Consider the following 15,594-nt stretch of genomic DNA (forward strand, 5'->3'; position numbering starts at 1 on the left):
GACATAACATGGGATTAGGCGAGTGTTCGAGTACCACGCAACGACGCGATTCGCTCGTGTAGGCATTTATGTAGCGTTTCCTTTGCATCGGAGCTAGACGGATGGACCATCTCCCACAACTGGTCGCCGAGGCTCGCGCCGCCATCGAGAGCGCGCAGGATGTCCAGGCGCTCGACGAGGTTCGAGTGCATTTTCTGGGCAAGAAGGGCGTGATTACTGCGCTTCTCAAAGGTCTTGGTCAACTGCCGCCGGAAGAGCGCCCTAAAGCGGGTGAGCGGATCAACGAGGCCAAGCAGGTATTATCGGACGAGCTCGAGGCGCGTAAGAAAACGCTTAAAGAGGCCGAGCTCGATGCGCGTCTGGCACGAGAGCGCATCGACGTGACTCTGCCTGGCCGTGGCGAGCCGACGGGTGGTTTGCACCCGGTGACGCGTACGCTTGAACGTATCGAATCACTATTTGCGCATATTGGGTTCGACGTGGCCGTGGGCCCTGAAATCGAAGACGATTATCATAATTTCGAAGCGCTCAATATTCCTGCGCATCATCCGGCACGGGGCATGGCCGACACCTTCTATTTCGATGCTTCGCGATTGTTGCGTACGCACACATCACCGGTTCAGGTGCGTACCATGAAGGAGCAGGCGCCGCCGATCCGCATCGTCTGTCCGGGGCGCGTGTATCGCAGCGACTCCGATCTCACGCATACACCGATGTTCCATCAGGTGGAAGGCTTGCTGGTCGATGAGGGGGTCAGCTTCGCTGATCTCAAGGGCACCATCGAGGACTTCCTCAAGGCCTTCTTCGAGCGTGAGACGCTTTCCGTACGCTTTCGGCCGTCCTATTTTCCGTTCACCGAGCCCTCCGCCGAGGTCGATATCCAATGCGTGATGTGCGGTGGTGAGGGCTGTCGCGTCTGTTCGCATAGTGGCTGGTTGGAAGTCATGGGCTGTGGCATGGTTCATCCCGAAGTCTTTGGGCATTCGGGGATCGATGCCGAGCGTTATACGGGGTTTGCTTTCGGCATGGGGGTCGAGCGCTTGACCATGTTGCGATATGGCGTCAATGACCTGCGGCTGTTTTTCGAGAACGACTTGCGCTTCTTGCGCCAGTTCGGCTGATCTGCGACTAGGACACAGGAAGAAACATGAGATTTTCCGAAACATGGTTGCGCGATTGGGTGTCGCCCGAACTTACGACGCAGGCGCTTGCTGACCGAATCACGATGGCGGGGCTGGAAGTTGACGCCATCGAGGCGGTGGCCGGCGATTTCGAGGGTGTCGTCGTCGCCGAGGTTGTCGCCAAGGAACCTCATCCCAGTGCTGACACGCTGAATGTCTGCCAAGTCCAGGATGGCGGTGATGAGGCGGTTCAAGTTGTGTGTGGCGCTCCCAACGTGGCGGTTGGGCAGAAAGTGCCTTTCGCCCGGGTGAACGCAACGCTTCCCGGCGATTTCAAGATCAAGAAAGCCAAGCTACGCGGTGTGGAATCGCGTGGCATGATTTGCTCCGCGTCTGAGCTCGGACTGGAAGAAGGCACCTCGGCGGGTATCCTGGTGTTGTCCGCTGAGGCGCCGCTTGGTACGTCCCTGCGCGATTGGCTGGCGCTTGATGATCATGCCATCGAGGTGGATTTGACGCCCAACCGTGGCGATTGCTTGAGTCTCAAGGGGATGGCGCGTGAAGTAGGTGTGTTGAGTCGTCTGCCGGTGCCGGCGCCGAATGCTGATATCGTTCCGGCGGCGCATCAAGCGACCTTTCCGGTACGTGTCGAGTCGCCAGTGAAGTGTCCACGTTATGCGGGACGCATCATTCGTGGTGTCGATGTTTCGGCGAGCACACCGCTCTGGATGACCGAGCGCCTGCGTCGAAGCGGCGTTCGTGCCATCGATCCGATCGTCGATGTCACCAATTACGTGATGCTCGAACTCGGGCAGCCGATGCATGCCTTCGACCTGGCGCGCTTGAATGACGCCATCGTGGTGCGCGAGGCGCAAGACGGGGAACGCTTGACGTTGCTCGATGGCCAGGAAGTTGCCCTGCACGAGGGCACGCTGGTGATCGCCGACGAAAAGCAACCGTTGGCGATTGCCGGGGTCATGGGCGGTGAGTCCTCCGGCGTCAATGCCTCGACGCAGGATATTTTCCTAGAGTCGGCGTTCTTTTCGCCGCTGGCGGTGGCGGGACAGGCGCGTTCTTATGGCCTGCATACCGATGCGTCGCACCGTTTCGAGCGCGGCGTCGATCCGCAATTGGCGCAGGTTGCCATCGAGCGTGCCACGCAGCTGCTGTTGAGCATCGTCGGGGGAGAAGCGGGCCCTGTGACCGATGTCATGAGCCCCGATCATTTACCTCTGGGTCATGAAGTGGTCTTGCGTCGCGAGCGTCTTGATCAATGCCTGGCTTTGACCATAGCCAGTGACGATGTCGTGGATATCCTGTCGCGCCTTGGTATGGGCGTCGGCGTCGCTGACTCGGGGTGGCGGGTGACGGTGCCTAGCTGGCGTTTCGATATCACGCTGGAGGAGGATCTCATCGAGGAGCTGGCGCGTATCCATGGCTATGACCAAGTCCCTGTGCGGCGTCCTTCCGCACGCCTGAAATTGAGTACCTCCAACGAGGCGCGCCAGCCACTGGCACGTCTGCGTCGCCACTTGGTGGCACGCGGTTATCAAGAAGCGATTACTTATAGCTTCGTCGCGCCTGAGCTGCAAGAGGCGCTGACCCCAGGGGCAATAGCACCGTATCTGGCCAATCCCATCTCGTCCGATATGTCGGTCATGCGGGCGAGTTTGCTACCTGGACTGGTCAAGTCGTTGAGCCACAACCTCAACCGCCAGCAACCACGTATCCGCCTGTTCGAAACGGGGCTCGTGTTTCGTGGCGAGCTAGACGCTCTCGAGCAGGTGGCGATGCTCGGAGGCATCGTCTGTGGGCCGAGACAACCAGAGGGATGGTCTTCTTCTCGCGACGGCGTCGACTTCTTCGATCTCAAGGGTGATCTGGAAAGTCTGATGGCATTGACTCAGCAGCCTGATGCATGGCGTTTCGAGACCGGTGAGCATCCGGGGCTTCATCCCGGTCAGACGGCCCGTATCATGTGTAACGGTCGTCATGTGGGCTGGGTCGGTGCCTTGCATCCTGGGGTGCGTACCCATTTGGGCATCAAGACCAATGCCTTTGTATTTGAACTGGAGTTGGAAGCGCTGACCCAAGGAAACCTGCCGTCCTTCGCACCGTTGTCGCGGCATCCGGACGTGCGTCGCGATCTAGCCTTGGTCGTGAGTGACGATGTACCGGTCATGGCCTTGATGGACGTCATGCGCGAGCAGGCTGGGGAATGGCTGGTCGATATGCGACTTTTCGACGTCTATCAAGGTGAGGGGATTGAAAAAGGCCACAAGAGCCTTGCCTTGGGCTTGACCTGGCAGCATCCTTCGCGCACGCTGAATGACGATGAAATCAATCAGTTAGTCGATGCCATCGTCGGCGAGGCAAAAACACGCTTCGCGGCGGTCCTGAGGAGTTAATCCCATCAGCCGTTACGAGGATGAAAGCATGGGGGCGCTGACCAAAGCGGATTTGGCCGAACATCTGCACGCTGAGCTGGGTTTTTCCAAGCGCGAAGCAAAGTCGATGGTCGAATCTTTCTTCGAAGAAATTCGCAGCTGCCTACGCGAAAACGAGCAGGTCAAACTGTCCGGGTTCGGAAACTTCGATTTGCGTGACAAGCGTGAACGTCCGGGACGTAACCCCAAGACCGGCGAAGAAATTCCGATTTCGGCGCGTCGTGTGGTGACGTTTCGTCCTGGACAGAAGCTCAAGGCAAGGGTCGAGGATTTCGACGACGCGGACGTTATGCACTGACGCTGCAGCGTTCTGCCCATGCGATGACATAATCTCGGGTACCTCGAGCACTTCCGAGTACTCGGGATTGTGTCGTTCATCTTCATTCGAGGCGCTAACGACGTGCCATGCATATGCTAGCATGGCGCATACATTTTACCGTTGAATCGACGACTGAACTGCATGCCAAGCATCAAAATCTTCGTAGGCACCATGTACGGTGGCGCCCTGGACGTTGCCGAGCAGGTGACGCCGCTTTTCGAGCAAGTGGGCTATGAGGTGGCGATCTTAGAACAGCCCACCCTCGGTGATCTCGATCCCTTGCCCGATCTCGCCTTATTCTGCGTTTCCACGACCGGTAGCGGTGATTTCCCCGGCAATTTTGTGCCCTTCGCGCGTGATCTCCGTGAATCACCGCCTGCGCTGAACCAGTGCCGCTACGGGCTGATAGCCCTGGGAGATAGCTCCTATGGTGAGACGTTTTGCGGTGCGGGTCGGGCACTGGATGTCTTGCTGGAGGATCTCGGCGCCCAGCGTTTGGGCGAGCGTCTGGAAATCGATGCCATGGAGACTTTCATGGCCGATGATGCCGCCATCCCCTGGGTAGAATCATGGATCGACGAGCAAGGGTTGCAGGGCACGTGACGCGCGACACGACGACGTCACCCTCCGCTGCACGCGTGAGCGTCATGATCGGGCTTCTGCTCGTGACGTTGTGCTCTTGGCCGCGCTATCAACTGGGAGGCTATGATACCCATAGTGGTTTGTTGATCATGGTCGCTACAGGCTTGGCTATCGTCATCATTGCCTATTGGCGGCGTATGGCGGCAAAGCAGCGGCATCTGCTCCCAGCACGGCTCCAGTGGTTGGTCATGTCGTTCGTGGCGGGCGGTGTGATCATGGCCATCTGGCATTACGGCTTGGCGAGTACCCGCGTAGGGTGGGCGACCGTGCTGTCGCATGGTGCCACGGCGGGCTTGCTGCTTCACGCTATCTCGATAGGTTGGTGCGCTCGGCGGTGAGCCTTCTTTGTTCGCCGTGCAGAATCTTTAGCCGCACTCGATTTAAACGAAACCCCCGATCCATAGGATCGGGGGATTTCGTCTCTATAGCACTCTCTATCCCCTATCAGGATTTTTCGCGAATCATCTCTTCGCGCGCCAGGCGTGCCTGTTCCTCGGGATAGGTAGGGAAATCCACGTAGCCGCGCGCATCGCCGCCATAGAACGTATTGGCATCGAAGTCCGCCAAAGGCCAGCCATTTTGCATCCGCTCGACCAGGTCGGGGTTCGATGTGAAATAGCGGCCAAATACCGGAAGGTCTATGGTGCCTTCATTCACCAGTTTTTCGGCTTCTTCCTGGTCGAGATTGCCGGCGAGCAGCAGATTGCCCTGATAGACGTCACGGAACTGGCGCAGATAATCACGCGGCATCGGGGGCATGCCTTGACCGCCTTGGTCGTGCAGGTGCACGTAAGCAAGGCCGCGATTGTTGAATTCGCGTGCGAGGTAGAGATAGGTCTCTCCGTTGTCATCGTACTCCGGCATGTCGAACAGCGTACCGAACGGTGACAGGCGAACCCCGACGCGTCGCGCGCCGATCATCTTGCTGACTTCATCGATGACCTCGAGCAGCAAGCGGCAGCGATTTTCGCGCGAGCCACCGTATTCGTCGTCACGATCATTGACCTCTGGGTTGAGAAATTGCTCGAAGAGGTAACCGTTGGCGCCATGAACTTCGACGCCATCGAAGCCGACATCGCGGGAATTGACCGCCGCCTGGGCGAAGTCATGCACGATATCGTGTACTTCATGGGTATCGAGACGGCGCGGCTGACTGGCCTTGAGCATATCCGGCTGGCCATCGTCGTTGTAGCCAAAGGCCATGCCGCCTTGCTTGTCGCTAGGGCCGACAGGTGACGCGCCGGCAATCTGTACCGTGGTATGGGAAACGCGTCCCACGTGCCAGATCTGGGCGAAGAAGATACCGCCGCGCTCGTGTACGGCGCGCGTGGCCTTGGCCCAACCGGCCAGTTGGTCAGGGCCAAAAATCCCTGGATTGTAGAGATAACCCTGGCCCTGCCGCGAAATGGGTGTGCCTTCGGAGATGATCAGCCCGGCACTGGCACGTTGGCGATAATAGAGGGCCCCCATCTCGGTTGGGATATCTTCAGGCGCACGTGAACGCGTCATGGGCGCCATCACGATGCGATTGTTCAAGCGTGTACCATTGAGATCGAAGGAGTCGAAGAGTGAAACCATGCGATGCTCTCCTTGCAGGCAGGCGGTAAATAGAAACGAAGACGCGAGCCTTAGATCGGGCTCGCGTATGTTTGAGATTCTAAAATACTGTTAGCATTTTAACAATTGCATGAGGCGATCAAGGCCATAAGCACTGGTTATCTAGCGTCGAGCCTGACTCACGTAATGCAAGATGGTGTTTCCCGTCGGCTTTTAGCCCAGCGTATAACAGGGGACGTATTCGCTACCCGGCAGTTTCATGCGCTCCTGGGCGACGAACGAGGTCAGCAGTGCGTCAAGACGTGCCATCAAATCCGGCTCGGCATGCAAGCGGAAAGGGCCCCTCTCCTCAATGGCACGAATACCTTCTTCCTTGACGTTGCCGGCGACAATGCCCGAAAACGCACGACGGAGATTAGCCGCGAGTTCATGGACTGGTTGCTCGCGGTGCAAGGCAAGCTCGGCCATGCTTTCGTGGGTGGGTTCGAAAGGCAGTTGAAAACCGGCATCGACGTTGAGGCGCCAGTTGAAATAGAAAGCGTCGCTCTGACTACGCCGAAACGCGGCCACGTCGTCTACGCCTCGGCGCATGGCACGACCGACCTCGGCGGGGTCGTCGATGATGATCTGATAGCGTTCACGGGCCGTTTCCCCGAGCGTGAAGGCCAGAAACTCGTCGATGCGCTTGAAGTAGTCGGCGCTGTCGCGGGGGCCGGTAAAGACGATCGGGAAGGGGACGTCGGCATTGTCAGGATGTAGAAGAATGCCCAGCAAATAGAGGATTTCCTCGGCGGTTCCCACGCCACCGGGAAAGATCACGATGCCATGACCTGCCCGCACGAAGGCCTCGAGGCGTTTCTCGATGTCGGGCATTATGATCAGTTCATTGACGATTGGATTGGGCGATTCAGCGGCAATGATGCCGGGTTCCGAAATGCCCAGGTAACGTCCATCGTGGCGACGCTGCTTGGCATGTGCGACGTTGGCGCCCTTCATGGGGCCTTTCATGGCGCCGGGGCCGCATCCCGTGCAGATGTCGAGATCGCGAAGCCCCAGGTGATAACCCACGTCCTTGCTGTAATCGTATTCCTCGCGGGTGATGGAATGGCCGCCCCAGCACACCACGAGGCTGGGTTCGCGTGCGGACTTCAGCGTGCCGGCGTTGCGCAGGATATGGAAAACGGCATTGGTGATGCCATCTCCGCGCTGAAGATCGAACTTGGGCGTGTGCTGGATTTCGTTGTGAACGTAGACGATATCGCGTAGCACGGCAGAAAGGTGCTCGCGAATCCCGCGGATCATCTGGCCGTCGACGAAGGCGCTTTGCGGTGCATTGTCGAGCTTGAGACGAATGCCGCGGTCCTGCTGGAGTACTTCGATCTCGAAATCGTGGTGCGCCTGCATGAGCGCGCGGCTGTCATCGGTAGGATTGCCGCAGTTGAGCACGGCCAGCGAGCAGCGTCTCAAAAGATCGTGCAGGCCGTTGGCGGAGGTGTCACGCAGACGGTTGACCTCTTGCTGCGAGAGGACTTCCAGGCTCCCTTCGGGAGAGATGATGGTAGAAAGTTTCTGGGGCATTGACGCATCCTTGTGGCGGCACGATGGCCGAAGGAAAAGCTCAGCATCAGGGGGCGGGCCGAACGTCATTGGCGCGCTGTGCGCCTGACTCGGTCACAACACTACCCGGGAGCTTAATCAATTTTCGATGCTAACACGCGATCTTCTGCCACGCAGCGATGTGAGGTGTAGCATAATTTGCTATGATGCCGTTATCACAACCCCCGAAGCCACGGTTATTGCCACGCTAACCTTCGTTGATCGTGTCATGGCTTCGGCACATAAGTAGCTGCCCCGAAACGCCAGCCGGTGGACCCTCACTTCATGTTCAACGCGCAATATTTCCGTACTTTTATCACGCTTGTCGAAACGGGTAGCTTCACGCATACCGCGCGCAAGCTGGAAATGACCCAGCCAGGGGTCAGTCAACATATACGTAAGTTAGAACGCTATCTCGACAAGTCCTTGCTGCAGCGGCACGGGCGTCGTTTCACACTGACCGAGGCGGGGCGGCGTGCCTATGACTACTCTGTCAAACTGTTTGCTGAGCATGAACAGTTTCGCCATTCGCTGGACAACGAATCACCGGACACTGGGGAGTGTCGCGTGGCGTCACCGGGCAGTGTGGGGTTGATGTTCTATCCGTTCATTCTGGGGTATCAGCAGATGCATCCTGGTCTGACGGTTACTTATGATTTTGCCTTCAACGGTGAGATCGTCGACGCAGTTCTGGCCGGGCGCTTCGACGTGGGCATCGTCACCGATGTCAGCAAACATCCGGATCTCAATTTCGAGCCTTGGCATCAGGAGCCGCTGTGTCTGGTCGTGCCTGCGGACTTCGCCGGCACTACGATCAGCGAGCTCATGGCGTTGGGCTTCATGAACTATTCCGATGGTATCAACAACGCCAGCTTGCTGTTGCGGCGCAATTTTGCCGGGGAATTTCGCTCAATGAGTCATTTCCCACAACAAGGCTTTTCCAACGAGATCAGCATGGTGCTGGATGCGGTGGCGCGTGGTCTGGGTTTTACCGTGATACCCCGGACGGTACTCGAGACGTCGCCTTGGCAGCGCCAGGTCAAGGAGCTGCCCGTCACTGAATCGGTATATGAAACGCTATATGTCGTGACCAAGCGCGGCGTCGATATGCCACGTCGTTACGAGCAGCTGCTTGGTGAGTTTCGGTCGCAGCGTCGCAATGTGCTCTATGGTTATGCTGAGGCACCACCGCTCGAGGAAGACACCTGACGGTATGCGCCGGGCGTGACTTTCTAGACTGACGTAATTGTCTCGACTGAAAAGGCCCCATCAAGGAAAGCCTTGATGGGGCCTTTTTGTGTGTAGCGCCGTGGACGCCAAGCTCGTTTAGTCGCCGTCGCGATACGCCTCGATGGGTGGGCAACTGCAGATGAGGTTGCGATCGCCGTGGACGTTGTCGACGCGGTTGACCGTCGGCCAGTATTTGGCGGCTTTGGTGGCCTCGGTGGGGAAGGCGCCCAGTTCACGCGAATACGGTCGTTCCCAGTCGTCTGCCATCAAGTCCGCCTGCGTATGCGGCGCCATGGATAGTGGGTTGTTATCCGCGGGCCATTCGCCGGCTTCCACGCGCCGGATTTCGTCGCGAATGGCGATCATGGCATCGCAGAAGCGGTCGATTTCATAGCGCGACTCCGATTCGGTCGGTTCGACCATCAAGGTGCCGGCTACGGGGAAGGACATCGTCGGGGCATGGAATCCGTAATCCATCAAGCGCTTGGCGATATCTTCCTCGCTGATACCGGAAGCCGTCTTGAGAGAGCGGACATCCAGGATACATTCATGAGCGACGGTGCCGTTGCGCCCTTTATAAAGTACCGGGTAGTGCGCTTCGAGACGCTTGGCGATGTAGTTGGCGTTGAGTATTGCCAGCTCCGTGGCGAGCTGCATGCCGCGCCCACCCATCATCTTGATATAGGCCCAAGAGATCGGCAGGATCGACGCCGAACCGTAGGCGGTCGCCGAGACCGCGCCGGAATCCGTCTCGACACCGGGAAGGGGCGTGATGACGTGATTGGGCACGAACGCGGCTAGATGCGCCTTGACACCGATGGGGCCCATGCCGGGACCGCCGCCGCCATGCGGAATGCAGAACGTCTTGTGCAGGTTGAGGTGCGATACGTCACCGCCGAAATCTCCCGGCCGGCAGAGCCCGACCTGGGCATTCATGTTGGCCCCATCGATATACACCTGGCCACCGTTATCGTGCACGATACGGCAGGCTTCGCTGACACTTTCTTCGAATACGCCGTGCGTCGATGGGTAGGTGAGCATGATCGCCGATAGTGCTTCGCGGTGCTTGTCGGCCTTGGTGCGCAGATCATCGATGTCGATGTTGCCATCGTTATCGCATTCGACGACGACGACTTTCATTTGCGCCATTGCGGCAGAAGCTGGATTGGTGCCGTGGGCTGAACTCGGGATCAGGCAGATATCGCGATGGCCCTGGCCTTGTGATTTCTGGTAGCGGCGTATGGCGACCAGGCCTGCGTACTCGCCCTGTGCGCCGGCGTTGGGCTGCATGGAAATCGTGTCGTAGCCGGTGATCTCGACGAGAAACGCCGAGAGCTCGTCGATCATCTGCTTGTAACCGGCGACCTGATCCTGTGGCGCGAAAGGATGGATATTGGCGAATTCCGGCCAACTGATGGGGATCATCTCGCTGGTGGCATTGAGCTTCATGGTGCATGAGCCCAAGGGAATCATGGCGTGGGTAAGCGATAGATCCTTATTTTCGAGACGCTTCAAGTAACGCAGCATTTCGGTTTCGCTGCGGTAATGCTGGAACGTGGGATGGGTGAGGAAGTCGCTTTCCCGTGCACAAGCGTCGGGGATGCCGGTCATGCCCTGTGCCTGGACGTGACGATCGAGCTCGCGCACCGACAGCCCATGCTCGTCTCCCAGCAACACGTCGAACAGTGTGACGATATCTGCTGCCGTGGTGGTCTCGTCGAGGCTGATGCCGATAGAGCCATTGGCGTCGTACCGCAGGTTGATTTCGTGCGTCAGGCTGCGGCCATGCACCTGGCCGTGGTCGAGCCCTCTCAGCGTGAGTGTATCGAACCAGCTGTCGTGGGCGAGTGTTACACCGTGACGCATGAGCCCCTCGGCGAGGATGGTCGTCAGGCGATGGATCCGCGAGGCGATGGTGCGCAGGCCCTCGGCGCCGTGATAGACCGCATAGAAGCCGGCGATGTTGGCAAGCAATGCCTGCGCGGTGCAGATATTGGAGGTCGCTTTCTCGCGGCGAATATGCTGCTCGCGCGTTTGCATGGCCATGCGCAAGGCGCGTTGACCACGGCTGTCCCTGGAAACACCGATGATGCGTCCAGGAAGCGAACGCTTGAGGGCGTCGCTGGCAGCGAAAAACGCTGCATGTGGGCCGCCGTACCCCATGGGGACACCGAAACGCTGGGAGCTGCCCACGACGATGTCTGCACCCAGCGCACCGGGTTCCTTGAGTAGTACCAGGCTCATCAGGTCAGTGGCGACGCAGGTCATGATCCGCCGTTGCCGTGCTGCTTCGAGTTGCTCTGTGATATCGCGTACTGTGCCGGTAGCCCCCGGATATTGCAGCAATGCCCCGAAAACATCGTGATCGGCCAGGGTCTCGGCGGGCGCGACGATGAGCTCGAAACCGAAATAGGCGGCACGGGTACGCAGGACATCGAGCGTCTGGGGCAGCACATCGTCAGCCACGAAGAAGCGCTCGGTCTTGGCTTTCTTGTTGGCGCGACGGCACAGGGCCATGGCTTCAGCGGCAGCCGTCGCCTCGTCGAGCAGAGACGCGTTGGCGATCGGCATGCCGGTCAAGTCCATGACCACTTGCTGGAAGTTCAATAGCCCTTCCAGGCGTCCCTGGGCGATTTCCGGCTGATAGGGGGTGTAAGCGGTGTACCAACCGGGATTCTCCAGTACGTTGCGCTGGATGACGGCCGGCAGATACGTGGGATAGTAGCCTTGGCCGATGTAGTTCTTGAAGGTCTTGTTCTGGCGTGCCAACTGCTTGAGATAGGTAAGCGCTTCCGCTTCGCCGCGGGGCTCTTCGAGGGACAGGTTACGCTCCAGGCGAATATCGCCAGGAAGCGTCTTGGCCATCAGCGACTCGGTGTCGGGAAGGTCCAAGGTCGCCAGCATGTGCTGGACATCGTCCTCGTCAGGCCCATTATGGCGCGTCAAGAAGTCGTCGTGATTGGCCAATTCGGCCAGGCTGCGATTGTCGTTTGCCATGAAACCCTCAAGCGGTGGCGGGCGGTCGAGCCCGATTCGACACGAAGCGGCGACACGTAACGAGGATGCCGCCGGCAGAACAGGACAAGTGCAATGTGCGAGACGCGTCAGCCTTCCTCGGCGATGACGAGCGCGTCATAGGCAGTAGCATCGAGCAGCTCATCGAGCGCGTCGGGCTCGGCGAGTTTGAGTTTGAGGATCCAACCATCCTCGTAGGGGTGGTCGTTGACAGATTCGGGAGAATCTTCGAGCGACTCGTTGACGGCAACGACTTCACCGCTTAACGGGAGGTACAGGTCGGAGGCAGCCTTGACGGATTCGATGACACCGAACTCTTCGCCGGCGTCGAGTTGCTGGCCCGTATCGGGGAGCTCTACGAAGACGACGTCTCCCAGGGATTCCTGGGCATGATCGGTGATACCGATCGTGACGGTGCCGTCGTTGTTGTCGAGGATCCATTCGTGGCTGTCGGTATAGCGAAGATTGGCAGGGATGTGACTCATGGTGATTTTCCTATACGAAAAGATTTTCTGAATTGGGGAATATGAGTGCCATTATGCCTCATTGATTCGCCCTTGGCATCGTCATCATGCATTTCTTCATGCCATTCGGCTCGACCGCCTAGTAAGGGTGGACAGGATACCGGCGAGCGTCCAGCAAAAAGCCATACTGCTTATAATCTTGGGCCATGCGTGGGTTCAAACACGGTTGCGACGCCCTGCCTTGATGAGTTTGCTGGCGATGGTGACTTTCCTCGCGCATCGAAAATGCGTGTACCAGTCTGCTATTCAGGGGATGGGCAGGGCGATGTCTTCCGGTTGCCAAGCCGAGGGACAGCGATTAGCCTTCGTTTCTAATAAGAAACTTGTTGTGCTCGTGTCTTGTCTGCATGGCCATGCGAGTAAGCGACGAGATTTCTGTCTATAACGCCTGAAGCGCGATTTAGCTTTGCGCCTATGGAGAAATGCCAAGCTGATCGGCTAAAGTCGAGAAGGTTTTGGCGGTTATCTTCTTGCGACAATGCCGTCGACGACAGTGCAGTCACTGCGCTGGATAACAACAAATGTCTGGGAGGACATCTCGTGGAAACACTCAACGCGGTATTCAGCGCCATCAATGATGTTGTATGGGGCCCCTTGATGCTCATCTTGTTGCTGGGGGTGGGCGTATATCTGCAACTGGGGCTCAAGTTAATGCCCATTCGCAAGCTGAAGGCCGGCTTCAGCCTGCTCTGGAAAGGACGTAAAGCCGAAAAGGGTGATGAGGAAGAGGGCGAAATTTCTCCCTTCAATGCGTTGATGACATCGCTTTCGGCTACTGTTGGCACCGGTAATATCGCGGGTGTCGCGACTGCCATATTCCTGGGGGGGCCGGGAGCCGTGTTCTGGATGTGGATCACGGCCCTGGTGGGAATGGCGACTAAATTTTCCGAGGCGGTGCTGGCGGTCCGTTATCGTGAAGTCGATGCGGCGGGTGAGCATGTCGGCGGGCCGATGTATTACATCCGCAATGGACTGGGCAAGAAATGGACCTGGCTGGGTGGCTTGTTTGCTTTTTTCGGTGCCATTGCTGCTTTCGGAATTGGCAATACCGTGCAATCCAACTCGGTCGCCGATGGTCTCAGTGAGTCACTGGGGATGCCGCATTGGCTTACCGGTGTGATCATCATGCTGCTGGCGGGTGCCGTGATTCTCGGCGGGATCAAGCGTATTGCCAAGGTGGCGGGCAAGTTGGTGCCGGTCATGGCGGTTGCCTATATCGTCTGCGGTTTGCTGGTGCTGATCATCAATGTCGATCATGTCGGTGCTGCGCTGGGACTGATTTTTGGCCATGCCTTTACGCCGGTATCCGCTGCTGGTGGGTTTGCGGGTGCCGCCGTGGCCAAGGCGATTCAATATGGCGTGGCGCGAGGCGTGTTTTCCAATGAGGCAGGGCTGGGTAGTGCGCCCATCGCTCATGCCGCGGCACAGACCAAGAATCCAGTTCGCCAAGGGCTGGTGGCAATGCTGGGGACGTTCATCGATACCATTATCGTATGCTCGATCACCGCGTTGGCAATCCTGACCAGTGCCGAGTGGACATCCGGCGAGACCGGTGCCGCGTTGACCGCGATGGCCTTCAACGGTGCGCTGCCGGGTATCGGCCAGTACGTCGTGTCCTTCGCGCTGGCGGTGTTCGCCTTCACGACCATCCTCGGCTGGGCCTTTTATGGTGAAAAGTGCTTCGAGTATCTGTTCGGCGTCGCGTCGATCAAGATCTACCGGGTGGTCTATATCGTGGCGATTCTTGTCGGGGCCGTCGCGCCGCTGGAATTCGTCTGGCTGATGGCCAGCGTCTTCAATGCCATGATGGCGATCCCCAACCTGATCGCACTGGCTCTGCTGTCGCCGGTGGTCTTCAAGCTCACCAGCGATCACTTTGCCGGCAAGACCGTCCTGCCGGGCGAAGACCTGGACGATAAACGCTGAGCTGTCTTGGGGCGACGATCGTCGCCCCTTCACGGATAACGACGAGGAAGCGATGATGTCCGACGATCTTCACCAGACGCCGTTGCATGATGTGCATGTCTCGCGCGGCGCTAAGATGGTGCCCTTTGCCGGCTATAGCATGCCGGTGCAATACGCTCTGGGTGTCAAAAAAGAACATGAGCATACCCGCCAGGCGTGCGGTTTATTCGACGTATCGCACATGGGGCAGCTCATCGTTTCGGGACCGTCACCGGCGCGTGCCATCGAAATGCTAGTGCCGGCGGATATCATCGGGCTACCGGCCGGTATGCAACGTTATGCACTCTTCACCAGCCATGAAGGCGGTCTTCTCGATGACCTGATGATCGTCAATCGCGGCGAGGACCTTTATGTCGTCGTCAATGCGGCTTGTAAGGACCAGGACGTGGCGCACCTGCGTACCGGGCTCGATGCCGAGCACCAGGTGGAAGTGCTTGACCGCGCCTTGCTGGCGTTGCAGGGGCCGCAAGCCAAGGATGTCATGGCGCGCCTGTGTCCTGAGGCCTGTGATCTAGTATTTATGCATCATGGCCAATTCGAGACGTTCGGTACCCAATTATGGATCAGCCGTAGCGGTTATACCGGTGAGGACGGTTTCGAGATCTCCGTGCCCGTGGACGCCGCCGAGGGGCTGGCTACGTGGTTGCTAGAGCAGCCTGAGGTCGAGCCCATCGGACTGGGCGCACGCGACTCACTGCGTCTGGAAGCCGGCCTGTGCCTGTATGGGCATGACCTGGATACCCAGACGACCCCCGCCGAGGCGAGCCTGATCTGGGCCGTGGGCAAACCCCGGCGCATCGGAGGCGAACGAGAAGGGGGCTTCCCGGGGGCTGATGTCATTCTGCCTCAGATCGATACCAAGCAAATCACCCGTAAGCGTGTCGGCCTTCTTGGTGAAGGGCGAGCGCCGGTACGAGAAGGCACTCAGCTTTATAGCGTCGAAGATCGTCATGTGGGTTGCGTGACATCGGGAAGCTTTGGGCCGACCTTGAGTAAACCGGTCGCCATGGCGTATATCGATATCGAATTCGCAGCGTTGGAAACGACGCTATATGCCGATGTCCGTGGCAAGCGTCTGCCCATGCAGGTGTCGCGAATGCCCTTTGTACAGGCCAAGTACTACCGCGGTTAAGCGTTCTCTTTTTATACCGTTATCTTGAAGCCTCATATATACTAAA

Annotated in this window: 12 protein-coding genes; 8 read left to right on the top strand and 4 right to left on the bottom strand. The window is 58.4% G+C overall.

The genetic code is table 11. The features are described from left to right. Positions 1-101: 101 nt before the first annotated feature. From pheS to OP495_RS10080, 5 genes are all read left to right on the top strand, one after another. Positions 102-1,121 (top strand): phenylalanine--tRNA ligase subunit alpha, encoded by a 1,020-nt coding sequence (gene pheS / locus OP495_RS10060; RefSeq protein WP_280563836.1) that lies wholly within the window; start codon positions 102-104, stop codon positions 1,119-1,121. Between the two features lie 26 nt (positions 1,122-1,147). Next, the gene (gene pheT / locus OP495_RS10065; protein WP_280568902.1) at positions 1,148-3,529 is read left to right on the top strand and encodes a phenylalanine--tRNA ligase subunit beta; all 2,382 of its coding nucleotides are present in this window, start codon (positions 1,148-1,150) and stop codon (positions 3,527-3,529) included. A gap of 28 nt (positions 3,530-3,557) precedes the next feature. Then, positions 3,558-3,866, top strand: coding sequence for an integration host factor subunit alpha (gene ihfA, locus OP495_RS10070; RefSeq protein ID WP_280563838.1), 309 nt, complete (start codon positions 3,558-3,560; stop codon positions 3,864-3,866). A 162-nt stretch (positions 3,867-4,028) separates the two neighbouring features. Beyond that, positions 4,029-4,490, top strand: a complete 462-nt coding sequence (locus tag OP495_RS10075; RefSeq protein ID WP_280563839.1) for a flavodoxin domain-containing protein — start codon at positions 4,029-4,031, stop codon at positions 4,488-4,490. A 44-nt stretch (positions 4,491-4,534) separates the two neighbouring features. Beyond that, positions 4,535-4,867, top strand: coding sequence for a hypothetical protein (locus OP495_RS10080; protein ID WP_280568903.1), 333 nt, complete (start codon positions 4,535-4,537; stop codon positions 4,865-4,867). Positions 4,868-4,973: 106 nt separating this feature from the next. On the opposite strand, the gene OP495_RS10085 is transcribed toward OP495_RS10080, so the two are convergent. Continuing rightward, on the bottom strand, positions 4,974-6,107 hold the full coding sequence (locus tag OP495_RS10085) for an alkene reductase (protein WP_280568906.1): 1,134 nt from the start codon (positions 6,105-6,107) through the stop codon (positions 4,974-4,976). A gap of 192 nt (positions 6,108-6,299) precedes the next feature. After that, entirely contained in the window at positions 6,300-7,664 is a 1,365-nt protein-coding gene (ppnN, locus tag OP495_RS10090) for a nucleotide 5'-monophosphate nucleosidase PpnN (protein ID WP_280568909.1), read from the bottom strand. A 303-nt stretch (positions 7,665-7,967) separates the two neighbouring features. On the opposite strand from ppnN, the gene OP495_RS10095 reads away from it, so the two are divergent. Beyond that, complete coding sequence (locus OP495_RS10095) at positions 7,968-8,891, top strand: LysR family transcriptional regulator (protein ID WP_280563843.1); 924 nt, start codon at positions 7,968-7,970, stop codon at positions 8,889-8,891. Positions 8,892-9,008: 117 nt separating this feature from the next. Here OP495_RS10095 and gcvP read toward each other — a convergent pair whose 3' ends face one another. Beyond that, the gene (gcvP, locus tag OP495_RS10100) at positions 9,009-11,909 is read right to left on the bottom strand and encodes an aminomethyl-transferring glycine dehydrogenase (RefSeq protein ID WP_280568912.1); all 2,901 of its coding nucleotides are present in this window, start codon (positions 11,907-11,909) and stop codon (positions 9,009-9,011) included. A 107-nt stretch (positions 11,910-12,016) separates the two neighbouring features. Then, complete coding sequence (gene gcvH / locus OP495_RS10105) at positions 12,017-12,412, bottom strand: glycine cleavage system protein GcvH (protein WP_280563845.1); 396 nt, start codon at positions 12,410-12,412, stop codon at positions 12,017-12,019. Positions 12,413-12,991: 579 nt separating this feature from the next. Between gcvH and OP495_RS10110 the strand changes: the two genes are divergently transcribed. Both OP495_RS10110 and gcvT read left to right on the top strand, forming a co-directional pair. After that, positions 12,992-14,377 carry a sodium:alanine symporter family protein gene (locus OP495_RS10110; protein WP_280568915.1) on the top strand — a complete coding sequence of 462 codons (1,386 nt, stop codon included), beginning with the start codon at positions 12,992-12,994 and terminating at the stop codon, positions 14,375-14,377. Positions 14,378-14,432: 55 nt separating this feature from the next. After that, positions 14,433-15,548, top strand: a complete 1,116-nt coding sequence (gene gcvT, locus OP495_RS10115) for a glycine cleavage system aminomethyltransferase GcvT (protein ID WP_280563847.1) — start codon at positions 14,433-14,435, stop codon at positions 15,546-15,548. The last annotated feature ends 46 nt before the right edge of the window (positions 15,549-15,594 follow it).

The organism is Chromohalobacter sp. 296-RDG (genome assembly GCF_029889885.1).
Classification (GTDB): Bacteria; Pseudomonadota; Gammaproteobacteria; order Pseudomonadales; family Halomonadaceae; genus Chromohalobacter.